Source organism: Micromonospora sp. CMU55-4 (assembly GCF_011602315.1).
Lineage (GTDB): Bacteria > Actinomycetota > Actinomycetes > Mycobacteriales > Micromonosporaceae > Micromonospora > Micromonospora chalcea.
This window is the reverse complement of the sequence record NZ_JAAOLH010000010.1, coordinates 22,614-46,563: the sequence shown is the minus strand read 5'-3', so window position 1 is coordinate 46,563 and position 23,950 is coordinate 22,614. Positions and strand designations below refer to the sequence as shown.

At 72.0% G+C, this 23,950-nt stretch carries 22 protein-coding genes and 1 pseudogene; 12 read left to right on the top strand and 11 right to left on the bottom strand.

The features are described 5' to 3' along the window. The first annotated feature begins 44 nt into the window (after positions 1–44). Positions 45–2,438: a DNA helicase PcrA gene (gene pcrA / locus HA073_RS18380; RefSeq protein ID WP_064446564.1), complete on the top strand. Its 2,394-nt coding sequence runs from the start codon at positions 45–47 to the stop codon at positions 2,436–2,438. A 60-nt stretch (positions 2,439–2,498) separates the two neighbouring features. On the opposite strand, the gene HA073_RS18375 is transcribed toward pcrA, so the two are convergent. Together HA073_RS18375 and HA073_RS18370 are read right to left on the bottom strand one after the other, a co-directional pair. Continuing rightward, positions 2,499–3,260, bottom strand: a complete 762-nt coding sequence (locus HA073_RS18375; protein ID WP_309228041.1) for a M23 family metallopeptidase — start codon at positions 3,258–3,260, stop codon at positions 2,499–2,501. Positions 3,261–3,519: 259 nt separating this feature from the next. Continuing rightward, a complete protein-coding gene (locus HA073_RS18370; RefSeq protein ID WP_043328356.1) occupies positions 3,520–4,230 on the bottom strand; it encodes a M23 family metallopeptidase in 711 nt (236 codons plus the stop codon). Positions 4,231–4,633: 403 nt separating this feature from the next. On the opposite strand from HA073_RS18370, the gene HA073_RS18365 reads away from it, so the two are divergent. The 3 genes from HA073_RS18365 (at position 4,634) to sucD (ending at position 7,541) form a co-directional block, all read left to right on the top strand. Next, positions 4,634–5,038, top strand: coding sequence for a cobalamin B12-binding domain-containing protein (locus tag HA073_RS18365; protein WP_030501512.1), 405 nt, complete (start codon positions 4,634–4,636; stop codon positions 5,036–5,038). Between the two features lie 434 nt (positions 5,039–5,472). Next, positions 5,473–6,651, top strand: a complete 1,179-nt coding sequence (gene sucC / locus HA073_RS18360) for an ADP-forming succinate--CoA ligase subunit beta (protein ID WP_043328357.1) — start codon at positions 5,473–5,475, stop codon at positions 6,649–6,651. A 2-nt stretch (positions 6,652–6,653) separates the two neighbouring features. Beyond that, positions 6,654–7,541, top strand: a complete 888-nt coding sequence (gene sucD / locus HA073_RS18355) for a succinate--CoA ligase subunit alpha (protein ID WP_030501510.1) — start codon at positions 6,654–6,656, stop codon at positions 7,539–7,541. Between the two features lie 56 nt (positions 7,542–7,597). Here sucD and HA073_RS18350 read toward each other — a convergent pair whose 3' ends face one another. After that, positions 7,598–7,867, bottom strand: a complete 270-nt coding sequence (locus HA073_RS18350; protein ID WP_043328358.1) for a hypothetical protein — start codon at positions 7,865–7,867, stop codon at positions 7,598–7,600. A gap of 159 nt (positions 7,868–8,026) precedes the next feature. Between HA073_RS18350 and HA073_RS18345 the strand changes: the two genes are divergently transcribed. Next, positions 8,027–9,352 (top strand): DUF6350 family protein, encoded by a 1,326-nt coding sequence (locus HA073_RS18345; RefSeq protein ID WP_043328359.1) that lies wholly within the window; start codon positions 8,027–8,029, stop codon positions 9,350–9,352. 78 nt (positions 9,353–9,430) lie between these two features. Here HA073_RS18345 and HA073_RS18340 read toward each other — a convergent pair whose 3' ends face one another. Next, positions 9,431–9,976, bottom strand: coding sequence for a DUF4190 domain-containing protein (locus tag HA073_RS18340; RefSeq protein WP_043328360.1), 546 nt, complete (start codon positions 9,974–9,976; stop codon positions 9,431–9,433). Between the two features lie 35 nt (positions 9,977–10,011). Beyond that, a complete protein-coding gene (locus tag HA073_RS18335; protein ID WP_043328361.1) occupies positions 10,012–10,308 on the bottom strand; it encodes a CD225/dispanin family protein in 297 nt (98 codons plus the stop codon). A gap of 180 nt (positions 10,309–10,488) precedes the next feature. Here HA073_RS18335 and purN point away from each other — a divergent pair, with 180 nt between their 5' ends. The 3 genes from purN to HA073_RS18320 all read left to right on the top strand — a co-directional run bounded on the left by purN (position 10,489) and on the right by HA073_RS18320 (position 13,205). Continuing rightward, positions 10,489–11,109, top strand: coding sequence for a phosphoribosylglycinamide formyltransferase (gene purN / locus HA073_RS18330; RefSeq protein WP_069088272.1), 621 nt, complete (start codon positions 10,489–10,491; stop codon positions 11,107–11,109). Then, entirely contained in the window at positions 11,106–12,680 is a 1,575-nt protein-coding gene (gene purH / locus HA073_RS18325) for a bifunctional phosphoribosylaminoimidazolecarboxamide formyltransferase/IMP cyclohydrolase (RefSeq protein WP_043328363.1), read from the top strand. The genes purN and purH overlap by 4 nt, the downstream gene beginning before the upstream one ends. 147 nt (positions 12,681–12,827) lie before the next feature. Further along, the gene (locus HA073_RS18320) at positions 12,828–13,205 is read left to right on the top strand and encodes a hypothetical protein (protein WP_166456929.1); all 378 of its coding nucleotides are present in this window, start codon (positions 12,828–12,830) and stop codon (positions 13,203–13,205) included. 201 nt (positions 13,206–13,406) lie between these two features. Here HA073_RS18320 and HA073_RS18315 read toward each other — a convergent pair whose 3' ends face one another. The 5 genes from HA073_RS18315 to HA073_RS18295 form a co-directional block, all read right to left on the bottom strand. Next, entirely contained in the window at positions 13,407–14,441 is a 1,035-nt protein-coding gene (locus HA073_RS18315) for an ABC transporter ATP-binding protein (protein ID WP_166456928.1), read from the bottom strand. Next, the gene (locus HA073_RS18310) at positions 14,425–15,462 is read right to left on the bottom strand and encodes an ABC transporter ATP-binding protein (protein ID WP_064446559.1); all 1,038 of its coding nucleotides are present in this window, start codon (positions 15,460–15,462) and stop codon (positions 14,425–14,427) included. Before HA073_RS18310 ends, HA073_RS18315 begins: the two co-directional genes overlap by 17 nt. 6 nt (positions 15,463–15,468) lie before the next feature. Then, a complete protein-coding gene (locus tag HA073_RS18305; protein WP_064446558.1) occupies positions 15,469–16,425 on the bottom strand; it encodes an ABC transporter permease in 957 nt (318 codons plus the stop codon). Further along, positions 16,418–17,356, bottom strand: coding sequence for an ABC transporter permease (locus tag HA073_RS18300; RefSeq protein ID WP_064446557.1), 939 nt, complete (start codon positions 17,354–17,356; stop codon positions 16,418–16,420). The genes HA073_RS18305 and HA073_RS18300 overlap by 8 nt, the downstream gene beginning before the upstream one ends. 89 nt (positions 17,357–17,445) lie before the next feature. Beyond that, a complete protein-coding gene (locus tag HA073_RS18295; protein WP_064446556.1) occupies positions 17,446–19,044 on the bottom strand; it encodes an ABC transporter substrate-binding protein in 1,599 nt (532 codons plus the stop codon). 390 nt (positions 19,045–19,434) lie between these two features. Here HA073_RS18295 and HA073_RS18290 point away from each other — a divergent pair, with 390 nt between their 5' ends. Continuing rightward, positions 19,435–20,298, top strand: a complete 864-nt coding sequence (locus HA073_RS18290; RefSeq protein WP_043328369.1) for a bifunctional methylenetetrahydrofolate dehydrogenase/methenyltetrahydrofolate cyclohydrolase — start codon at positions 19,435–19,437, stop codon at positions 20,296–20,298. A 98-nt stretch (positions 20,299–20,396) separates the two neighbouring features. Continuing rightward, a complete protein-coding gene (locus HA073_RS18285) occupies positions 20,397–21,347 on the top strand; it encodes a malate dehydrogenase (protein WP_043328370.1) in 951 nt (316 codons plus the stop codon). A gap of 267 nt (positions 21,348–21,614) precedes the next feature. Here the strand turns inward: HA073_RS18285 and HA073_RS18280 are convergent. Beyond that, a pseudogene (locus tag HA073_RS18280) lies at positions 21,615–22,064 on the bottom strand (MBL fold metallo-hydrolase); the annotation flags it as partial. Here HA073_RS18280 and HA073_RS31165 point away from each other — a divergent pair. Together HA073_RS31165 and HA073_RS18275 are read left to right on the top strand one after the other, a co-directional pair. Beyond that, complete coding sequence (locus HA073_RS31165) at positions 21,952–22,305, top strand: hypothetical protein (RefSeq protein ID WP_309228040.1); 354 nt, start codon at positions 21,952–21,954, stop codon at positions 22,303–22,305. The pseudogene HA073_RS18280 and the gene HA073_RS31165 overlap by 113 nt on opposite strands. Positions 22,306–22,434: 129 nt before the next feature. Beyond that, positions 22,435–23,652 (top strand): NADP-dependent isocitrate dehydrogenase, encoded by a 1,218-nt coding sequence (locus HA073_RS18275; RefSeq protein WP_043328372.1) that lies wholly within the window; start codon positions 22,435–22,437, stop codon positions 23,650–23,652. The last annotated feature ends 298 nt before the right edge of the window (positions 23,653–23,950 follow it).

Below are 23,950 nucleotides of genomic sequence, written 5' to 3'. Positions count from 1 at the left end.
GCGGGCGGGGAAGTGTCCGGCCGACGGCATAGACTCGGACTGCGATGCATCCTCTCTTCGACATCCCCGCGTCCCCGCCTGCGCCGGAGTCCCGGCCGACCCCGCCGCGCCGCCCCGGGGCCCCCGGGTCGGACCCGCAGGCCCTCCTCGACGGCCTGAACGGCCCCCAGCGGGACGCGGTGACCCACGCCGGCTCCCCGCTGCTCATCGTGGCCGGCGCCGGCTCCGGCAAGACCCGGGTGCTGACCAACCGGATCGCCTACCTGCTCGCCGCCCGGGACGTGCATCCCGGCGAGATCATCGCGATCACCTTCACCAACAAGGCCGCCGGCGAGATGAAGGAGCGGGTGGCCGCGCTCGTCGGCCCGCGCGCCCGGATGATGTGGGTGTCGACGTTCCACTCCGCGTGCGTACGCATCCTGCGGGCCGAGCACGAGCACGCCGGCCTGAAGTCGACGTTCTCGATCTACGACGCGGACGACTCGCGCCGGCTGATGCAGATGGTCGCCCGCGAGCTGGACCTGGACCCGAAGCGCTACCCGGCCCGGGGTCTGGCCGCCCAGGTGTCGAACCTGAAGAACGAGCTGGTCGACCCGGAGGAGTTCGCCGGCCGGGCCAAGGGGCCGAACGAGCGGGCGCTCGCCGAGGCGTACACGCTCTACCAGCGGCGGCTGCGCGAGGCGCACGCGCTGGACTTCGACGACCTGATCATGACCACGGTGCACCTGCTCCAGTCGCACCCGCACGTGGCGGAGAGTTACCGGCGGCGGTTCCGGCACGTGCTGGTCGACGAATACCAGGACACCAACCACGCCCAGTACGTGCTGATCAAGGAGTTGGTCTCCGGGACCGAGGGGATCCCGCCGGCCGAGCTGTGCGTGGTCGGCGACGCCGACCAGTCGATCTACGCGTTCCGCGGCGCGACCATCCGCAACATCCTGGAGTTCGAGCGGGACTTCACCGACGCCCGCACGATCCTGCTGGAGCAGAACTACCGCTCGACCCAGACCATCCTCAACGCGGCGAACGCGGTCATCGACCGCAACACCTCGCGCAAGCCGAAGCGGCTGTGGAGCGACGCCGGGGCCGGGGAGCAGATCGTCGGGTACGTCGCCGACACCGAGCACGCCGAGGCCGACTGGGTCGCCCGCGAGATCGACCGCCTGGTCGACGACGGCGACACCCGCCCGGGCGACGTGGCCGTCTTCTACCGCACCAACGCCATGTCCCGCGTGTTCGAGGAGGTGTTCATCCGGGTCGGCCTGCCCTACAAGGTGGTCGGCGGGGTGCGCTTCTACGAGCGCAAGGAGGTCCGCGACGCGCTCGCGTACCTGCGCGCGGTGGTGAACGACGACGACACGGTCAGCCTGCGGCGGATCCTGAACACCCCGCGCCGGGGCATCGGCGAGCGGGCCGAGGCGTGCGTGGAGGCGCTGGCCGCGCGCGACCGCATCTCCTTCGGCGCCGCGCTGCGCCGGGCCAAGGACGCACCCGGCATCTCCACCCGGGCCGCGAACGGCATCGCCGAGTTCGTCGCGCTGCTCGACGCGGCGCGGGAGCTGGCCGCCACCGGCACGCCGGAGGAGGTGCTGGAGGCGGTGCTGACCCGCTCGGGTTACCTGGCCGAGCTGGAGGAGAGCCTCGACCCGCAGGACGCCGGCCGGGTGGACAACCTCCAGGAGCTGGTGAGCGTCGCCCGGGAGTACACCGAACGGATCGAGGCGCTCGGCGCCGAGGACGAGCGGGCCACCCTGGCCGGGTTCCTGGAGCAGGTGGCGCTCGTCGCCGACGCCGACCAGATCCCCTCCGACGACCCGGACCACCAGGGCGTGGTCACGCTGATGACGCTGCACACCGCCAAGGGCCTGGAGTTCCCGGTGGTCTTCCTGACCGGCCTGGAGGACGGCGTCTTCCCGCACCTGCGCTCGCTCGGCGACACCCGGGAGCTGGAGGAGGAGCGGCGGCTGGCGTACGTGGGCATCACCCGGGCCCGCCAGCGTCTCTACCTGTCCCGCGCGGTGACCCGGTCGGCGTGGGGCGCGCCCGCGTACAACCCGCCGTCGCGGTTCCTGGAGGAGCTGCCGCCGGAGCTGGTCCGCTGGGAGCGCACCGAGGGGTCGTACACCTCGTGGGGTGGCGGGGGCGGCGGCGTCGGCGGCCGGGCGGACCGCCTGGGCCGCGGCGGCTTCGCCGGCGGCACGCCGAAGGCGACCGAGCTGGCGAAGCGGCTGGGCGTGGACGCCAGCCGGCTGTCCACGGCGAGTGAGCTGAAGCAGGCCCCGAAGGTCTCGGCCGGGGACCGGGTCAACCACCAGCGGTACGGCCTGGGCCGGGTGCTGGCGGTGGAGGGGGCCGGGCCGGGCGCCCGGGCGCAGATCGACTTCGGCGACCAGACGATGTGGCTGGTGCTGCGGCACGCCCCGATCGACAAGCTCTGAGCGTGAGCGGGCCCGGTCCGGCTCGTGGCCGGACCGGGCCCTGCCCCTGTCGTGGCGCGGTCAGCAGGCCACGTCGATGCCCCGTGCGCGCAGGAACGGCGCCGGGTCGATCTGGTTCCACATGGCGCCCTGGTGCACCTCGAAGTGCAGGTGCGGGCCGGTGGAGTCGCCGGTGGAGCCTTCGTAGCCGATGACCTGACCGGCGGTGACCTTGTCGCCCACGGCGACGGCGAGCCGGCTCTGGTGGGCGTAGTGGGTCAGGTAGCCGTTGTGGTGGTCGATGAAGACCGAGATGCCGTAGCCGTCGCCCACGTCGCCGGCCTTGACCACGGTGCCCGCCGCGGCGGCGTGGATCGGGGTGCCGGCCGGCATGGCGAAGTCGATGCCGGCGTGCTGGGTGCCCCAGCGGGGCCCGTAGCAGGACGTGATGTCCGCGCCCTTCATCGGGATGACCCAGGTCGGCTTCTTCGCCACCGCCTTCTTCGCCACGGTCTTCTTCGGCTTGGGCTTGGCGGTGGCCGTCTTCTTCGGTGCCGGGGTGGTCGCGCTCGGGGTCGGCGCGGGGCTGGCCGGGACGGCGGACGGGGTGATCGGTTCGCGGGCCGAGCGGTCGGCGCGGGCCGCGTCGTCGACGCGGGCCTGTACGCCGAGGTCGACGGCGGCCGGCGTCGGCGCGGACCGGTCGGCGACGGTGACCACGCCGCCGATGCCGAGGCCGAGCAGGGCCACCGCGCCGGTGACCACGTATGCGGTGCGCCGGGCGCGGCGCGGACGCCGGTGCCGGGCGGGAGCGTTGTCCGGGGTGGGGCTGCTGTGCTGCACGGGATCCTTCACCAGTCGAGGGGCACGTGACCACGAAATACTGGTGTCGGCGCAGGTGGTGGCGGGTATCGGGTGGCCGGAGCAATGGCTGCGGGCCGTCGCGGCGTGCCCGGTTGCGGACCGGACGGGCGGTTCATCGGCGAAGACGATCACCTACCGATGTGGTCCCGCTCACACCGGCGGGTGTGACGTGGCAGACTTCCGCCAAACGAAACCGCCCGGATCGTGTGATCCGGGCGGTGACGGGGCGTACTGAGCGTCAGGAGGCGGCTACGTCGCCGTAAATCGCTTCGATTTCGAGCTGGATGTCCACTCCGCGCTCCTTGAGGAACGCCACCGGGTCCTGCGGCTGGCCCTTGACATGGATCTCCAGGTGCAGGTGGGAGCCGTAGGAGTGGCCGGTGTTGCCGACCAGGCCGAGCTGGTCGCCGGCCTTCACCTCCTGGCCCTCCTTGACCGACACGGCGGAGGAGTGGCCGTAGATGGCCTCGGTGCCGTCGGAGTGCTTCACGATCACCGCGTAGCCGTAGCCGCCGAACCAGCCCGCCTTGGTGACCGTCCCGGCGTGGACCGCCTTGTACGGCGTGCCCTCCGGCGCGACCAGGTCGATGCCGGTGTGCAGCTTGCCCCAGCGCATGCCGTAGGGGGACTTGAAGTCGTAGCCGTGCAGCGGCAGGAGCCACGGGTCCTGCTCGGTGATCTTGCTGTCGGTGCGGTCGGACCGGGACGCGCGGTCGGCGCTGTCGGCACGGGCCGCCGCGTCCTGGCTGGCGACCGAGGCCTGCCGGAGCTCGTCGAGGACCGAGGGGTTGACGCTCTTGGCGTCAGGAAGGGCGTTCGCGCCGATGGCGACGATGCCGGCGCCGACGAACGCGGTGGTGACCACCGCCGCGTAGCGGCTCCGCGGGGGGGTGGGTACGCGACGGCGGCCGCGATAGCGATCGGGCTCAGACGACAGGCGCTGGCGCACGCACACCCTCCGTTGTCGGGGATCCGATGCGACTCCGGACCGTTCGGTGAAGCTCGGTGGAACCTCCGGTGTCGCGTCGTCACCCGTCCGTGGACCTGATGACAACCGTGGACACGTTAGCCAACTGCCACTCCTGTCACAAGCCGAAGCGCCGAACTGGCGATTCGTTATGTCCGTTTCCATCCTGGCTTGTCATGTCTCGTGCCGCCGGTCGGATGGGCCTCCGACTGTCCATTCGTCGCGGACAGTGACCGATCGGCGGAGGTGTCCGGCTTTCCGCGTCCGCGCCTGAGCGGTAGGAGGGTAGCCCGGGCGTGGGACGGTCCGGGCCCCGCTTTCCGCCCCCCGCTCCGCCGGGTTACCGTTCGTTCAGGTCAGGAGTCCTGGTGAAAGGTGTGCGCAGATGAGCTCTCGTATCCGGGTCGTCGTCGCGAAGCCCGGCCTGGACGGCCACGACCGGGGCGCGAAGGTCGTCGCGCGTGCCCTGCGCGACGCGGGCATGGAGGTCATCTACACCGGCCTGCACCAGACGCCCGAGCAGATCGTGGAGACCGCCATCCAGGAGGACGCGGACGCGGTCGGCCTGTCCGTGCTCTCCGGCGCGCACATGACGCTGTTCAAGCGCGTACTCGAACTGCTCGCCGAGCGCGAGGCCACCGACATCGTGGTGTTCGGCGGCGGGATCATCCCCGAGGCCGACCTGCCGGAGCTGGAGCGGCTCGGCGTCGCGAAGATCTTCACCCCCGGCGCGACCACCGGGTCGATCGTCGAATGGGTGCGGGAGAACGTGGCCCAGCCGGTCGGCTGACCCGCCGCATCTGCGGCTCCGGGCACGGGGGAGGGGCCGGACGCACCCCTCACACGCCCGGCCCCTCTATGCACGATGCCCCGCCGCCACCCCTCGACCGACAGGGCATCGGCCGCTCCCGTCGTCGCGCTTGACCAGCGCTCCGACATCACACTCAACGACGCCCCCGACCGGCGGTTACGCCCGGTCCGGCACATCCCCCGGACGGCTGACAACCGCGGCCGCCGCCGCGTGCCGGCGCCGCCGGAAACCGGTGCCGGCCGAAGAGGGCTGTGCATTACCGCACACCCCGCACCCGCTCGGTTGCCGCCGGTTCCCATCTCGTTAGGCTGCGGCAAATGGCCTGTCTCTTCTGATGACAGGCGTCAAACTGATTTTCCAACGCTGGTGGCGGCGCGACGGCGCGCCGCGGAGACGGGACGGGACGCGCAAACGTGGACCTGTACGAGTACCAGGGGCGGGACCTGTTCGAGCGGCACGGCTTGCCCGTGCTCGCCGGCGGCGTCGCCACTACCCCGGAGGAGGCCCGCGCGATCGCCGAACGCCTCGGCGGTCGGGTGGTCGTCAAGGCGCAGGTGAAGGTCGGTGGCCGCGGCAAGGCCGGCGGCGTGAAGCTGGCCGAGGGCGCGGAGGAGACGGTGGCCCGGGCCACCGACATCCTCGGCATGGACATCAAGGGTCACACCGTCCACAAGGTCATGATCACCGTGACCGCGGACGTGGCCGAGGAGTACTACTTCTCTTACCTGCTCGACCGGGCGAACCGCACCTTCCTCTGCATCGCCAGCGTGGCCGGCGGCATGGACATCGAGCAGGTCGCCGCCGAGACGCCCGAGAAGGTCGTCAAGGCTCCGATCGACGCCAACACCGGCGTCGACGAGGCGAAGGCCCGGGAGATCGTCACCGCGGCCGGATTCCCGGCCGAGGTCGCCGACCAGGTCGTCGACGTCGCGGTGAAGCTGTGGCAGGCGTTCGTCGCCGAGGACGCCACGCTCGTCGAGGTGAACCCGCTGGCCACCACCAAGGACGGCAAGCTGCTGCTCCTGGACGCCAAGGTCACGCTGGACGAGAACGCCGCGTTCCGGCACCCGGACCACGAGGCCCTGGTCGACCAGGCGTCGGTGGACCCGCTGGAGCAGGCCGCCAAGGCCAAGGACCTCAACTACGTCAAGCTCGACGGCGAGGTCGGCATCATCGGCAACGGCGCGGGCCTGGTCATGTCCACGCTCGACGTGGTCGCGTACGCGGGCGAGCGGCACGGCGGCGTCAAGCCGGCCAACTTCCTCGACATCGGCGGCGGCGCGAGCGCCGAGGTGATGGCGAACGGCCTGGAGATCGTCCTGTCCGACCCGTCGGTCAAGAGCGTCTTCGTCAACGTCTTCGGCGGCATCACCGCGTGCGACGCGGTCGCCAACGGCATCGTGCAGGCGCTGGCGCTGCTGGAGCAGCGCGGCGAGAAGGCCACCAAGCCGCTCGTCGTCCGTCTCGACGGCAACAACGCCGAGGCCGGTCGGGCGATCCTCGACGGCGCGGCCAACCCGCTGATCCAGCGGGTCGACACCATGGACGGCGCGGCCGAGCGGGCCGCCGAGCTGGCAGCTGCGGGGGTCTGACAATGGCTATCTGGCTGACCAAGGACTCCAAGGTCATCGTGCAGGGGATGACCGGTTCCGAGGGTTCCAAGCACACCCGGCGGATGCTCGCCGCCGGCACCAACGTGGTCGGCGGCGTGAACCCGCGCAAGGCCGGCACCACCGTCGACTTCGACGGCACCGAGCTGCCCGTCTTCGCGTCCGTCGCGGACGCGATGAAGTCCACCGGCGCGGACGTCACAGTCATCTTCGTGCCGCCGCAGTTCACCAAGGCCGCCGTGGTCGAGGCGATCGACGCCGGCATCGACCTGGCCGTGGTGATCACCGAGGGCGTGCCGGTGCACGACACCGCCGCGTTCTGGGCGTACAACAAGTCCAAGGGCGAGCGCACCCGGATCATCGGCCCGAACTGCCCGGGCATCGCCTCGCCGGGCGCGTCCAACGCCGGCATCATCCCGGCCGACATCACCGGCTCCGGCCGCATCGGCCTGGTCAGCAAGAGCGGCACGCTGACCTACCAGATGATGTACGAGCTGCGCGACATCGGCTTCTCCACCTGCGTCGGCATCGGCGGTGACCCGATCATCGGCACCACCCACATCGACGCCCTGGCCGCCTTCGAGGCGGACCCGGAGACCGACGCGATCGTCATGATCGGTGAGATCGGCGGCGACGCCGAGGAGCGGGCGGCCGAGTTCATCAAGGCCAACGTCACCAAGCCGGTGGTCGGCTACATCGCCGGCTTCACCGCCCCGCCCGGCAAGACCATGGGTCACGCCGGCGCGATCATCTCGGGCTCGGCGGGCACCGCCGACGCCAAGAAGGCGGCGCTGGAGGCGGTGGGCGTCAAGGTCGGCAAGACCCCGACCGAGACCGCCAACCTGATGCGGGAGCTCATGTCCGGCCGCTGAGCGGCCGTACCACGCGCCGAGGGGGCCGACCGGGGAACCGGCCGGCCCCCTCGCGTTCAGCGGTACCAGTACGGGTAGTACGAGTTGCCCCGGGCCCGCACGATGGCGCTGGCGACGATGTTGATCACACCGAACGCGATGGCCAGCCAGCCGAGCAGCTGCGACTTGCCGTTGCGCCGCGCGTCGCGGATCGACAGCGCGCCGAAGACGATGCCCAGGATGCCGCAGCAGAACAGGCCGAAGACGATGCCGAGGACGCCCCAGAGCGTGGTCCGGTCCCGGCCGACGGCCGGCGGCGGCGGTGGTGGCGGATACGGAGCGTGCACGGCTTCCTCCGAACGGTAGGCGCCGCGACGGGAATGGTCGCGTCTGAGGCCGAGGCTAGACCGGATCACCACCGCTGAGGCGGGGGTTCGGCGAACTCGCCGCGCTGCCGACCCGGTATCGGACTGCCGTCCTTCCCGCGGCGTGCCAGAGTAGACCCGATGTCACGTGTCACCCCTGACCAGCCACGCCGTCCGGCTTCCGGTCCCCGCGCCGGGGAACGGCCACCCGGCCGCGCCCGCCCGGCCGCGCGGGTGCCCGCGCCGCGCTCGGGCGAGGAGCCGCGCAGCCGGGCGCCGTTGCCCGTCGCGGCCGGGGTGGCGGCGCTCTGGGCCGCGCTGACCTCGTGGCTGCCGGTCTCCGTCGTGCTGGGCCTGGCCCAGCTCAGCGAGGACGCCGGCTCGCTCGGCGGCGCGCTGCGCGCCGGCCTGGCCGGCTGGCTGCTCGGGCACGGCGTGCCGCTGCAGACCACAGCCGGGCCGCTGGGCCTGATCCCGCTCGCGCTGAGCGCGCTCGCCGTCTGGCGGCTCACCCGCGCCGGCGTGCACGTCAGCCGGGCCGTCGGCGCGCGCGGGGCCGGCTCGCCCCGCCAGGCGCTCACCGTCGCGGCCGCCGTCGGGATCGCGTACGCGCTGCTCGGCGCGCTCGCCGCGTTCGCCGTCGACGCGGGCGGGCTGCGGGTCTCCCCGGTCACCGCCGCGCTCACGTTCGCCGCGTTCGGCGTGCCGGCCGCCCTGGTCGGGGCGCTGCGCACCACAGGCGTCTGGGCGCTGCTGACCGCGCGCTGCCCACCGCCGCTGCGCGACGGCCTGCGTACCGGCCTGGTCGCGGCGCTGCTGCTGCTCGGCGCGGGCGCGGGGGCGGCCGGACTGGCGGTGGCCACCGGCGGCGGCGACGCGGCCGACATGATCGGCGCCTACCGGACCGGGGTGGCCGGTCAGGCCGGCATCACCCTGGTCAGCCTCGCGTACGCGCCGAACGCCATCGCCTGGTCGGCCAGCTACCTGCTCGGTCCCGGGTTCGCCGTCGGCACCGACACCGCCGTCCGCACGAGTGAGGTGTCGGTCGGCGCGCTGCCGGCCGTACCGTTGCTGGCCGGCCTGCCGCGCGGCCCGATGGACGGGCTCGGCGCCGCGCTGCTCGCGGTGCCGGTGCTGGCCGCGATGGCGGCCGGCTGGCTCCTGGCCCGGCGGCTGATCCGGGCGGCCGCCGAGGAACGGGCCGATGTGGCCTGGCCGGCGCTGCTCGGGCCGGCCGCGCTCGCCGGACCGGTGGCCGGCGTGCTGCTGGGGCTGGTCGCGGCGGTCTCCGGCGGGCCGCTCGGCGGCGGGCGGCTGGCCGAGGTCGGCCCGTCGCCCTGGCCGGTGGCGGTGGTGGCCACCCTGGTGATCGCGGTGGGCGCGGTACTCGGCGCGGCCGCCACCCGCACCCTGACCCGCCCGGCGCGTCCGGCACCCCCGCCCCGCGCCACCCCGGCGCCCCGCTGAACCGTCCGGCGTCGCGCGGGGAGAGAGACGCGCGAGGGGCGCCCGGCGGTCGCCGGACGCCCCTCGTTCGAACGACGGTCAGGCGCCGAAGTTGTTCATGTTGATCGCAGCGCCCGCGATGGCGCTGACGATGCCGACGACCACGCCGACGGCGCCGCAGATCAGGGCGGCCCGCGCCTGGCCGGCGTTGCTGGCCTCGCCCGCCTGGACCTTCTTCTGGCCGAGCACGCCGAGGACGACCGCCACGATGCCGGCCGGGACACCCAGCAGCGGGCAGCACAGGCCGAGCACGATCGAGGCGATGCCGACGATCATGCCGGCCAGGCCCATGGTGTTGTTCTGGCCCTGACCCTGCGCCGGGCCGGCCGGGTAGCCGGCGGTCGGGTACTGCGGCGCGGCACCGTACGGCGGCTGCTGCTGCGCGTACGGGTCCTGGCCGTAGGCGGGCTGACCCGAGGTGGGCTGGCCGTACGGCTGGCCCGACGTCGGCTGCTGGCCGTACTGCGGCTGCTGGCCGTACTGCGGGGCCTGCGGCGGCTGGGCGTACGGGTCGTTCGGCTGAGCGGTCGGGTCCTGGTTCGGCTGCTGGCCGTACGGGTCCTGGCCGGGGTAACCGGGCTGCATGTCTGGGTGCTCCTCAGGTTCGGTTCGGTTGTGCGTCAGTTGCTGCCGCTGTTGCCGGCGATACCAGCCAGGCCGCCGAGGAGGCAACATCCCACCACGATGATGGCGATCCAGGCCAGGCCGGCGATGAGGGCCCACTTGGACCACTTCTTGGACTCGGCGGCGGCAGCCTGGGCGCCGGCGTAGTCGCCCTGCTGGATCAGCGGGTTGACCTTCGACGCGTTGATGATGGCCGGGATCGCGAGCGGCCAGAACAGGAAGATCGCGACGATGGACATCGTCATGTTGTTGTCGATCTGCTGCGGCTGCTGCGGGGGGTATCCGGGCTGCATGCGACGTACTCCTCGGTCCGACGGCACGCGGCGTGCCGGATTCTTCGTGGGGGTGCGGGCCGGGCGCGAGGCCGGACACCGGGCGACCGGCAGCGTACCGCGAGCACGCCACCCGGGAGGTCAACCGTTGAGCCGCCGCCCCGAGGCCGGGCCGCCTGACCTGCCCGATAGGGTTGCCGCGTGACCGAGCCCGCGTCCGTCGCCCGCCTCGTCGTCCTCGTCTCCGGTTCCGGCAGCAACCTCCAGGCGCTGCTGGACGCCACCGCCGACCCCGGCTTCGGCGCCCGGGTCGTCGCCGTCGGCGCCGACCGGGACGGGATCGCCGGCCTGGACCGGGCCGCCGCCGCCGGCGTGCCGTCCTTCGTCGAGCGTGTCAAGGACCACCCCACCCGCGCCGACTGGGACAAGGCGCTCACTGCGCGGGTCGCCGAGCACCGGCCGGACCTGGTCATCAGCGCCGGGTTCCTCAAGCTGGTCGGGCCGGAGTTCCTGGCCGCGTTCGGCGACCGCTACCTCAACACGCACAACACGCTGCTGCCGGCGTTCCCCGGCATCCACGGCCCCCGTGACGCGCTGGCGTACGGCGTGAAGGTCACCGGGGCCACGCTGTTCTTCGTCGACGCCGGGATGGACACCGGGCCGATCGTGGCCCAGGTCGCCGTGCCGGTGCTCGACGGCGACGACGAGGACACGCTCACCGAGCGCATCAAGTCCGCCGAGCGGCGCCAGCTCGTCGAGCAGGTCGGCCGCCTGGTCCGTGAAGGCTGGACGATCACCGGAAGAAAGGTCACCATCCCGTGAACGCCACTGAGGACGCCGGCCGCCGCCCGATCCGGCGCGCGCTGGTCAGCGTCTACGACAAGACCGGCCTGGCCGAGCTGGCCCGCGCCCTGCACGGGGCCGGCGTGGAGATCGTGTCGACCGGGAGCACCGCGTCGACGATCTCCGGCGCCGGGGTGCCGGTCACGCCGGTCGAGCAGGTCACCGGCTTCCCGGAGATCCTCGACGGGCGGGTCAAGACGCTGCACCCGAAGATCCACGGTGGTCTCCTCGCCGACCTGCGCAAGGACGCGCACGCCGCCCAGCTCGACGAGCACGGCATCGCCGGCATCGACCTGCTGGTCTCCAACCTCTACCCGTTCCAGGCCACCGTCGCCTCCGGCGCCGACACCGAAGAGTGTGTCGAGCAGATCGACATCGGCGGCCCGGCGATGGTGCGGGCCGCGGCGAAGAACCACGCCTCGGTCGCGGTGGTGACCGACCCGGCCGCGTACCCGGCGGTGGTGGCCGCGCTCGCCGACGGCGGTTTCACGATCGCCCAGCGCCGGGCGCTCGCCGCCCGGGCCTTCGCCGACATCGCCGACTACGACGTGGCGGTGGCCGACTGGTTCGCCACCACCGTGGCGCCGGCCGAGGACGGCTGGCCGCAGTTCGCCGGGCTGGCGCTGCGCCGCCAGGCCGTGCTGCGGTACGGCGAGAACCCGCACCAGGCGGCGGCGCTCTACACCGATCCGGGCGCGCCGGCCGGGCTGGCCCAGGCCGAGCAGCTGCACGGCAAGGAGATGTCCTACAACAACTACGTCGACGCGGACGCCGCCTGGCGGGCCGCCAACGACTTCCCGGACCAGCCGGCGGTGGCGATCATCAAGCACGCCAACCCGTGTGGCATCGCGGTCGGCGCAGACGTGGCCGAGGCGCACCGCAAGGCGCACGCCTGCGATCCGGTCTCCGCGTTCGGCGGGGTGATCGCGGTGAACCGGCCGGTCGACGCGGCGATGGCCGGCCAGGTCGCGGAGATCTTCACCGAGGTGCTGGTGGCGCCCGGCTTCGACGAGGACGCGCTGGAGCTGCTGCGGGCCAAGAAGAACCTCCGCCTGCTGCGGGCGCCCGAGTTCGCTGTGCGGCCCGCCGAGTGGCGGCAGGTCAGCGGCGGCGTGCTGGTGCAGTCGCGGGACGCCGTCGACGCGCCCGGCGACGACCCGTCCGGCTGGACGCTGGCCACCGGCGACCCGGCCGACTCCGCGACGCTGCGCGACCTGGCGTTCGCCTGGCGGGCGGTCCGTGCGGTGAAGAGCAACGCGATCCTGCTGGCCCGCGACGGCGCCACCGTCGGCGTCGGCATGGGTCAGGTCAACCGGGTGGACTCGGCGCGGCTGGCGGTCAGCCGCGCCGGCGACGAGCGGGCCCGCGGCTCGGTCTGCGCCTCCGACGCGTTCTTCCCGTTCGCCGACGGCCCGCAGATCCTCATCGACGCCGGGGTACGGGCGATCGTGCAGCCGGGCGGCTCGATCCGGGACGAGGAGACCATCGCGGCCTGCAAGGCGGCCGGCGTCACCATGTACCTGACCGGGACGCGGCACTTCTTCCACTGACCAGGCCGTAGTCGCCCGGGTGCGTCGGTCGTCCACCCGACGGACGCACCCGGACGCCGGGCCGTTGCCCGCCGCCGGAACCGGTTGCTAGCGTGTGCGCGGCGACGATCGACCGTCTCCGCCGCCCGTGAGACCGGCAGGTGTGCCATGCGCGTTCGCGACCGGTTGACCGCCGTCGTCGTCACGCTGGCCTTCGTCCTGGCCGGACTGGGATCGGCCGCCGCGCCCGCCGTCGTCGCGCCACCTGCCGGAACGCTCGCCGCCGCGCCGGCCGCCGGAACGAGCCCGGTCGCGCTGCGTACCGCGTACCCCGGAATCTCCTGGTCGGGGCTTGCCGCCGGGCCGTGGCACGACCACGGCGGCGGCCTCGGCTACGCCGACGGACCGGACGACCTGGCCCCGGCCGCGCTCCCGCGCGTGGCCGGTCCGGCCGTGCCGGAACCCGTCGTGCCCGCGCCCCGGCCGCCGGTCGTGCCGCTGCCGCCGCGCGGCCCGCTCGCCGCGCGCGCCCCGCCGGCCGCCTGAGCCACGCCGGACCCGGGACCCGCACGCCGGGACACCTCACCCGAGCCGCACCGGACCGCCGCGTCGACCCGGCGGTTCCGTCGCGGGACACCGATCACGTACGGCGGCGCGCCTCAACGCCGCCGGGATCGCCCCGGGTCCACGCCCAACCCGCCGCAGCGGAGGCCCCGCCCCCTCTTCCTCCGGGGGACGGGGCCTTCGTCACGCTCGCACGTCGGTGCGGACCTCGGCGAAGTGGCAGGCGCTGGGGTGCGGGTCCGCCGCCCGGGGCACGGTCTGCGGGTCCTGGACCGCGCAGACCTCCTCGGCCTTCCAGCAGCGGGTCCGGAAGTGGCAGCCGGACGGCGGGTCGGCCGGGCTGGGCACGTCGCCGCTGAGCCGGATGATGGTCTGCCGGTCGCGGGCCTCCGGATCGGGCACCGGGACCGCCGACAGCAGCGCCTGGGTGTACGGGTGGGTGGCCCGCTGGTAGATCTGCTCCTCGGTGCCGATCTCGACGATCCGGCCCAGGTACATCACCGCGACCCGGTCGGAGATGTGCCGCACCACCGACAGGTCGTGGGCGATGAAGATGTACGACAGCCCGAACTCGTCCTGGAGCTGCTCCAACAGGTTGATCACCTGGGCCTGGATGGAGACGTCGAGCGCCGACACCGGCTCGTCGCAGACGATGATCTCGGGCCGCAGCGCGAGCGCCCGGGCGATGCCGATGCGTTGCCGCTGGCCGCCGGAGAACTGGTGCGGGTACCGGTTGACGTGTTCCGGGTTGAGCCCGACCACGTCCAGCAGCTCCTGCACCCGCTGCCGCCGGCTGCGCTTCGGCGCCGCCTCCGGGTGGATCTCGAACGGCTCGCCGACGATGTCGCCGACAGTCATGCGCGGGTTCAGCGAGGTGTACGGGTCCTGCATCACCATCTGCATGTTGCGGCGCAGCCGGCGCAGTTCCGCCCCGCCGGCCCGGAGCAGGTCGCGGCCCTCCAGCGTGACCCGCCCGGCGGTGGGCGTCTCCAGGCGCATCAGCAGCCGGGCCAGCGTGGACTTGCCGCAGCCGGACTCGCCGACCACGCCGAGCGTCTCACCGCGCCGCAGCTCGAAGGAGACGCCGTCGACCGCCTTGACCTGGCCGATGGTCTTCTTGAACAGCACGCCCTGGCTGATCGGGAAGTGCTTGACCAGGTGGTCGACGGAGAGGATGGTCTCGCCGCGCACCTTCGTGGCGTCAGCCGGCGCTGTCATCGTGCACCTCCTGCGCGAAGTGGCACGCGCTGGTCCGCCCGTCGCCGAGCACCAGGTCGTGCGGCACCTCGTCCACACAGACCTGCTGGACGTACGGGCACCGGGGGTGGAACGGACAGCCGGAGGGGATCGCCATCAGGTTCGGCGGCAGGCCGCGGATGCTCGACAGCTCCTGGCCGCGCACGTCCAGGCGCGGGATCGACTCCAGCAACCCCTTCGTGTACGGGTGGGCCGGCGCCCGGTACAGCGCGTGCACGTCGGCGTGCTCGACGATGCGGCCCGCGTACATGACCGCGATCCGGTCCGCGACACCGGCGACCACGCCCAGGTCGTGGGTGATCAGGATGAGCGCCGTGCCGAGGTCGCGGCGCAGGTCGGCCAGGAGGTCCATGATCTGCGCCTGCACCGTCACGTCCAGCGCGGTGGTCGGCTCGTCGGCGATCAGCACCTTCGGGTCGAGAGCCAGCGCCATGGCGATCATGACCCGCTGGCGCATGCCGCCGGAGAACTGGTGCGGGTAGTCGCCGAGCCGCTTCGCCGCGGCCGGGATCCGGACCAGGTCCATCAGCTCGATCGTGCGCCTGCGTGCGTCGGCCCGGGACATCCCGGCCCGCTCGCGCAGCGACTCGCCGATCTGCCAGCCGACCGGGAAGACCGGGTTCAACGCCGACAGCGCGTCCTGGAAGATCATCGCGATCTCGGTGCCCCGGATCTGACGGCGTTCCTCCTCCGGCCGGGTCAGCAGGTCCCGCCCCTGGTAGAGGATCTGCCCGCCGCGCACGTACGCGGGCGGGGTGTCCAGGATGCCCATGATCGCCTGGGCGGTGACGGACTTGCCGGAGCCGGACTCGCCGAGCACCGCGAGCGTCTCCCCGGCGTCCAGGTGGTACGTCACCCCGTTGATGACCCGGGCCACGCCCTCGCGGGTGCGGAACTCGACGTGCAGGTCCCGTACCTCCAGCAGGTGCCCGCCCGGCGGGGTGGGCGAGGCCGGCGTGGGCCGGGCCGACGACTGGGTCATGGGTTGTCACCGCAGCTTCGGGTCGAAGGCGTCGCGGATCGCGTCGCCGAGCATGATGAAGGCGAGCACGGTCAGGGCGAGGAAGGCCGACGGCACGATCAGCGGCGTCGCCGACTCGCGCATGTGCACCCGCCCGGCGTCGATGTCGATGCCCCAGGAGATGGTCGGCGCCTTCAGGCCGATGCCGAGGAAGCTCAGCGTCGCCTCGGCCGCGATGAACGAGCCGAGCGCGATGGTGAGCACCACGATGGCCGGGGCGAGCGCGTTCGGCAGGATGTGCCGCCACATGATCCGCCCGTTGCCGGCCCCCAGCATCCGGGCTGCGGCCACGTAGTCCTGCTCCCGGGCGGTGATCACCGAGGAGCGGACCACCCGGGCCGCGGTGGTCCACCCGAGCAGCGCCAGCACGAAGATCACCGCGAACAGCCGTACCGTGTCGCCGCTGGTGCTGACCCGCTTGAGCAGCACGATCGCGGCGAGCAGCAGCGGGATGCCGAGCACGATGTCGATCACCCGGGAGAGCACCGCGTCGACCCAGCCGCCGAAGTAGCCGGCGAGCATCCCGACGACGAGCGCGATCACGCCGGTGATCAGCGCGGAGAGCGCCCCCACCAGCAGTGAGGCGCGGGCGCCGTAGACCGCGCGGGCGAACGTGTCGCAGCCCTGGAAGTCGTACCCGAAGATGGCCCCGCCGGACGGCCCGGCGTGCTGGCGGGAGAGCACGCAGTCGCGCGGGTCGTTCGCGGCGAACAGCCCGGGGGCCACCGCCATCGCGGCGACGAGCACCACCAGGAGCAGGCTGATCCAGAAGACCGGGTTGCGGCGCAGGTCCCGCCACGCGTCCCCGGCCAGGCTGCGGGCCCGCTCCGGCCGCCCGGCCCGGCCGGGCGTGCCCGGTTCGCCGGAGACGCCGCGCCGCGCCGCCTGGTTCTCGGTGGCCGCCACCGTCTCGAAGTCACTCATAGCGGATCCTCGGGTCGAGGACGGCGTAGAGCACGTCCACCACCAGGTTGGAGAGCAGGTAGACCACGACGAGCACGCTGACGATGCCGACCACCAGGGGGCCGTCCTCGGTGCGGATGCCGCGGAACAGGTTGAAGCCGACGCCGGGCACGTTGAACACGCCCTCGGTGATGATCGCGCCGCCCATCAGGTTGCCCAGCTCGACGCCGAGGAAGGTGATCACCGGGATGAGCGAGTTGCGCAGCACGTGCACGCCGACGATGCGGCGTCGCCGCAGGCCCTTCGAGCGGGCGGTGCGGACGTAGTCGGCGCGCAGGTTCTCGGTCACCGAGGTACGGGTCAGCCGCAGCGCGGTGGCCAGGGACAGCGAGCCGAGCACGATGCCGGGCAGCAGCAGCGCGTAGAAGGAGGGTTGCGCTCCGGCGGTGGGCGGGAAGATCGGCCACCGTACGCCGAGGAAGTACTGCGCCAGCGGCGCGAGCACGATGGTGGGTATGCCGAGCACCAGCAGCGTGAGCACGAGCGTGGCGTGGTCGAACACGCCGGAGCGGCGGATGGCCGCGATCACGCCGGCGGTGACTCCGAAGATCACCGTGACCGCCATCGCGATCACCGCCAGCTTGAGGGTGACCGGCCAGGCGGCGGCGAGGATGTCGCTGATCTGCCGCCCGGTCAGCGACTGCCCGAGGTCACCCTGGACCAGGCCGCCGAGGTAGTTGAAGTAGCGGTAGAAGAAGCCGCCGATCCCTGTCGCGTCCAGGTGGTACTTCTCGGTCAGGTAGGCCCGCTGCGCGGGGGTCACCGGCCGCTCCCCGGCGAGGGCCTGGATCGGGTCGCCCTGCCCGGCGAACATCAGCGCGTAGACGATCAGAGTGGTCCCGAAGAAGGCGAGGACCATCTGCAGGAGTCGCCGCAGGATGAAGCGGAGCATGCTGGCAAGTCTGCCGAAAACGGCGTAAATGTGGGCCAATGCCAGGGCCGGGCCACCCGGTGGGGGTGGCCCGGCCCGTCAGCAGGGTGTCAGGCGAGTTCGATCTTCAGCAGGTCCACCCGGTCGAAGAGGTCCACGTGGACGTTCTTGACCTTGGTCGAGTGGCCGAAGTTGTTCTGCCCGTACCGCAGCGGGATCACCGGCATGTCCTGCGCGAGCAGGTCCTCCGCCGCCTGGTACTTCTTGATCGCCTCGTCCTCGGTCGCCGCGCGGGCGCCCTCGGCGAGCAGCTTGTCGAACTCCGGGTTGCTGTAGCCGTAGTAGTTCGACGAGCCGGTGCTGCTGTACAGCGGGCCGAGGTAGTTCTCCATGGACGGGTAGTCCATGACCCAGCCCATCCGGAACAGGCCGACCGGCTGCTTCTTCTTGACCTTGGTCAGCAGGTCCGCGAACTTCGGCTCGGCGGTGCCGACGCAGTCCACGCCCAGGTTGGCCTTGAGCTGGTTGCAGGTGGCGTCGATCCAGTCCTTGTGGCCGCCGTCGCCGTTGTAGGACAGCTCGATCTTCTTCGGGCCGCCCGCGGCCTCGTACATGGCCTTGGCCTTGACCGGGTCGAACGCGCCCGCGGTGCCGATGGTGTTCTCCCGGTAGCCGGCGACCACCGGCGAGACGAACGAGCGGGCCGGCCGCTGCGAGTCCTTGAAGATCGACTTGGTGATCTCGTCCCGGTCGATCGCCATCGAGATGGCCTTGCGCACCTCGGGCTTGCTGAACTCCTCCTGGAACGTCGGGAAGGCCAGCACCTGCAGCGACGAGGCCGGGCTCTCCTGGTAGCGGTCGCCCAGGTCGGTCGCGGCGGTGGACAGGTTCTCGGTCGGGATCGTCTTGATCACGTCGAGGTTGTCCGACAGCACGTCCGCGTACGCGGCGGTCGGCTGCTGGTAGATGCGGAACTCGACACCGGCGACCTTGGGCTGCTGGCCCGGGAAGGCGTCGTAGCGCTCCACCTCGACCTTGGCGTCGTGCTGCCAGCTGCCCTTCATCTTGAACGGGCCCTGACCGATCGGGGCCTGCTCGTAGCCCTCGGCCAGTACGCCCGGCGCGGAGAAGGCCGCCTTGGGCAGCGGGTAGAAGGCGGTGTAGCCGAGCATCGACTTGAAGTCCACGTACGGCTCGTTGAGCGTCACGGTGAAGGTCAGGTCGTCGACCTTCTGCAGGCCGCTGAGCGTCTTCGCCTTCGGCGTCTCGCCCTGGAGGTCGTCGTAGCCGGCCACCTTCTCGAAGAAGTAGCTGGAGTTCTGGCCGTTCGGGGCGTACGCGCCGTAGTTCCAGGCGTCGATGTAGTTGTCGGCGGTGACCTTCTCGCCGTTGTGGAACGTGTAGCCGGGCTTCAGCTTGATCGTCCAGACCTTGTTGTCCGACGTCGTCACCGAGTCCGCCGCCACCTCGTGCGGCTTGTTCGCCTCGTCGTAGTCGACGAGCGGGCTGAACAGGGCCGACAGGACCTGGGAGCCGCTCGTCTCGTTGGTGTTTGTGGGCACCAGGTGCTGCGGCTCGGCGATCTCGATCCGCACGGCCGCGTCGGGGTTGCCGGCACCGCCGCTGCCGCCGCCCGAGCCGCAGGCCGTCAGGCCGAGCGTCACCGCGAGCGGGAGCGCGGCCCAGGCCGCGAGCCTACGAACACGCATGGGGTCTCCTCATCTCCTCACGCTGCGCGGTCGTCCCGACGTTGGGTGACTCTGCGCAACGAGCGGTAACGGTAGGTCGCGGTTCGGCCCATCGACAACTGGCGCGTGGTTGATCGATGACGGATCGTGTTCGCCCTGTCTTGTCGTTGCCGCTCGCGCGTGCTAAACCTCGCTCCTGCCTGGTTCTTTCCTGGTTGCCTCTGTTCCGGTCCGCGCGTGGCCGGGCGGTCTGCGACGGCTGTTCCCGCTGTCCGGTCCCTGCCCGTCCGGGTGTGACCGGGCTGCGGCGTCACCGTGATTGGTGACTCTCCGTGACTTAGCGCACGTTGCGCAGCGTGATCGTCGGCCGTCGTCGTCCGGGCCCGCCAGCGGGCGTGAGACGATCACGACGTGACGGCGACGATCCTGGACGGCAAGGCCACCGCGGCGGAGATCAAGGACGAGCTACGGGCCCGGGTCAAGGCGCTCGCGGAACGCGGCATCACCCCCGGCCTCGGCACGGTGCTGGTCGGGGAGGACCCCGGCTCCCAGGCGTACGTCAACGGCAAGCACCGCGACTGCGCCGAGGTCGGCATCGCCTCGCTGCGGGTCACGCTGCCCGCAGACGCCACCCAGGAGCAGCTCGACGCGGCTCTGGCCGAGCTGAACGCCGACCCGGCCTGCCACGGCTACATCGTCCAGCTCCCGCTCCCCGGGCACCTCGACACCCAGCGCGCGCTGGAGTCGATCGACCCGGACAAGGACGCCGACGGGCTGCACCCGGTCAACCTGGGCCGGCTCGTCCTCGGGTACGACGCTCCGCTGCCCTGCACCCCGCGCGGCATCGTGGAGCTGCTGCGCCGCCACGACGTGCCGCTGCGCGGCGCGAACGTGGCCGTCGTCGGCCGGGGCAACACGGTCGGCCGTCCGCTGGGCCTGCTGCTGACCCGGCGCAGCGAGAACGCCACGGTGACGCTCTGCCACACCGGCACGCTCGACCTCGCCGCGCACACCCGCGCCGCCGACGTCGTCATCGTCGCCGCCGGCGTACCGGGTTTGCTCACCGCCGACATGGTCAACCCGGGCGCGACAGTGGTCGACGTCGGCATCACGCGCGTGATCGGCGACGACGGCAAGGGCCGCTACACCGGCGACGTCGACCCGGAGGTCGCCGAGGTCGCCGGCAAGCTCGTGCCGATGCCCGGCGGCGTCGGTCCGATGACCCGGGCGATGCTGCTCACCAACGTGGTCGAACGGGCCGAGCGGGCGGGCTGACACCCACCCAGGTCATAACCGTCCGCCCCTGGCCCGATCGGTGCCAGGATGGCTGATACGGTCCGGAAAACCGACTGGGATCAGGGAGTGGGACGACCATGGGTAAGAAGGTCACTGTCGTCGGCGCCGGCTTCTACGGCTCGACCACCGCACAGCGCCTGGCCGAGTACGACGTCTTCGACACCGTCGTGATCACCGACATCGTGGAGGGCAAGCCGGCGGGTCTCGCGCTCGACCTCAACCAGTCCCGCGCGGTCGAGGGCTTCGAGACCAAGGTTGTCGGCGTCACCACCGGCCCGAACGGCGAGGGCTACGACGCCATCGAGGGCTCGGACGTGGTCGTCATCACCGCCGGCCTGCCGCGCAAGCCCGGCATGAGCCGGATGGACCTGCTGGAGACCAACGCCAAGATCGTCCGGCAGGTCTCCGAGAACGTCGCCAAGTACGCGCCGAACGCCGTCGTCATCGTGGTGTCCAACCCGCTCGACGAGATGACCGCGCTGGCCCAGCTCGCCACCCAGTTCCCGCGCAACCGGGTGCTCGGCCAGGCCGGCATGCTGGACACCGCCCGCTTCACCAACTTCGTCGCCGAGGCGCTGAGCGTACCGGTGAAGTCGGTACGGACCCTGACGCTCGGCTCGCACGGCGACACGATGGTCCCGGTGCCGTCCAAGAGCACCGTGAACGGCAAGCCGCTGCGTGACGTCATGCCGGCCGAGCAGATCGAGGAGCTGGTCGTCAAGACCCGCAACGGTGGCGCCGAGGTCGTCGCGCTGCTCAAGACCGGTTCGGCGTACTACGCCCCGTCCGCCGCCGCGGCCCGGATGGCGAAGGCAGTGGCCGAGGACTCCGGCGAGGTCATGCCGGTCTGCGCCTGGGTCGACGGCGAGTACGGCATCTCCGGCGTCTACCTGGGCGTCGAGGCCGAGATCGGCGCCGAGGGCGTGAAGCGGGTCGTCGAGACCGACCTGGACGCCGACGAGCTGGCCGCGCTGAAGGAGGCCGCCGAGGCCGTCCGCGCCAAGCAGGGCGACGTCGCCAGCATGTGAGCCCGACCAACTGCGCAGAAGGCCCGCCGGCTTCCGCCGGCGGGCCTTCCGCTGTCCCGCCCGCGTCTCTCCCCGCCCTCCCAGTTCTCCCCGCTCTCCCCGTCGATCATGAAGTTGACGGCGTATTCGATCTCCAATTCCGCCGCCAACCTCATGATCGAGCCGGTCGGGGGTGGGGGTGAAGGGAGCGGTCAGGTGGGGAGTGGCCAGGGTGGCGGGGGAGAGGGTTGCCAGCAGGGTCGTGCGGGAGTGGCGGGCTTCGTCCGGGTCCACCTCGTGGGCGTACGCCAGCTCCGGGGCGACCAACTGGATCGCGTGCACGAGCAGGTCGCCGGTGATCAGGAGGCGCTCGTCGTCCGCCTCGATGAGCACCGACTGGTGACCCGGCGTGTGGCCTGGGGTGTGCAGCAGCCGTACCCCCGGGGTGAGGGGCGTCTCGCCGTCGACCACCCGCAGGCGGCCGGCGGCGCGCAACGGCCCCAGCAGCCGGGCCGGCAGCTCCGGGTGGAACAGCTCCAGCGCGTCCAGCTCGGCGCGCTGTACCAGGTGGTCCGCGTTCGGGAACAGCGCGCCGGCCCAGCCCACGTGGTCGGTGTGCAGGTGGGTGAGGACCACGGTGCGGACGTCGGCCGGATCGATCCCGGCGGCGGCCAGCTCGGCCGGCAGCCGGCCGGGGACCGGCGCCCAGCTCGCGGCGAGCGAGTCGGCCGGGCCGATGCCGGCGTCGACGAGCGTGACCGGCCCGTCGCCGGTCCGCACCGCGAACGCGCGGAACCGCAGCCACCACCGGCCGTCGGCGGTGACGGCGCCCGGGTCGAGCCGGTCGGCAGCCGCCCAGTGCGCCTGGGTGGCGCCGGGAAACGCCTCGCCGCGGGGCTGGAAGAAGGGCCCCTCGCCGTCGGACAGCGCGGTGACCGTGATAGACCCGAGGGTGCGGCTGCGCGGCATCGCACGATGATGCCAGCGGGTCGCGGTACGGCGCAGCCCGCTTTTCCGGCGGCCCACCCGGGCCGCCTGGGGACTGCCGGCCAGTTTCCAGTACGCTCGTACTGCTTGAGCACGTGTCCCCCGAGAGGAGCGCCGGCCGATGGCGAAGATCAAGGTAAACAACCCGGTCGTGGAGATCGACGGCGACGAGATGACCCGGATCATCTGGAAGCAGATCCGGGAGCAGCTGATCCTGCCCTACCTCGACGTCGACCTGCACTACTACGACCTGTCGATCCAGCACCGTGACGCCACCGACGACCAGGTCACCGTCGACGCCGCCAACGCCATCAAGGAGCACGGCGTCGGCGTCAAGTGCGCCACCATCACCCCGGACGAGGCCCGGGTGGAGGAGTTCGGCCTGAAGAAGATGTGGCGGTCGCCGAACGGCACCATCCGCAACATCCTCGGCGGCGTGGTCTTCCGCGAGCCGATCATCATGTCGAACGTGCCGCGGCTCGTCCCGGGCTGGACCAAGCCGATCATCATCGGCCGGCACGCGCACGGCGACCAGTACAAGGCCACCGACTTCGTCGTCCCCGGCCCGGGCACGGTGACCATCACCTACACCCCGGCCGACGGCGGCACCCCGATGGAGATGGAGGTCGCCAACTTCCCCGGCGGCGGCATCGCCATGGGCATGTACAACTACGACGAGTCGATCCGGGACTTCGCCCGCGCCTCGTTCCGGTACGGCCTGGACCGCAACTACCCGGTCTACATGTCCACCAAGAACACCATCCTCAAGGCGTACGACGGCCGGTTCAAGGACATCTTCGCCGAGGTGTTCGAGAACGAGTTCAAGGCCGAGTTCGAGGCCGCCGGCCTCACCTACGAGCACCGGCTGATCGACGACATGGTCGCCGCCGCGCTCAAGTGGGAGGGCGGGTACGTCTGGGCCTGCAAGAACTACGACGGTGACGTGCAGTCCGACACCGTCGCGCAGGGCTTCGGCTCGCTCGGCCTGATGACCTCGGTGCTGCTCTCCCCGGACGGCCGCACCGTCGAGGCCGAGGCCGCCCACGGCACCGTCACCCGGCACTACCGGCAGTACCAGAAGGGCGAGAAGACCTCGACCAACCCGATCGCCTCGATCTACGCCTGGACCCGGGGCCTGGCCCACCGGGGCAAGCTGGACGGCACCCCGGCGGTCACCGAGTTCGCGAACACGCTGGAGAAGGTCATCGTGGACACCGTCGAGGGCGGCCAGATGACCAAGGACCTCGCGCTGCTCATCTCGCGGGACGCCCCGTGGCTGACCACCGACGAGTTCATGAACGCGCTCGACGAGAACCTGGCGCGCCGGCTCGCCGCCTGACGTGTAAGGAAGGGCCCCTTCTTAACGCCTCGCGTTGTAGAAGGGGCCCTTTTTAACACCTCAGGGCTGTCGGGGCGGCGTGACCTCGCTCGGTGCGTTCTCGTTGACAGGGTGGACGAGATGCCAGTCGCGTCCGTGAAGGTGGGCCGTCGCCGCGCGCCGGCCGGCCGACCTTCGAGGCTGCTGAGCGCAGCCAGCCGTCCCTTCCCTGCGGGGGGTCCTGTCCCGGGCCCCCCGCGCCCCCGCGCCCGGGCCGCGGTTGTTAAGAAGGGGCCCTTTCTCTACCGCAGGCGTTAAC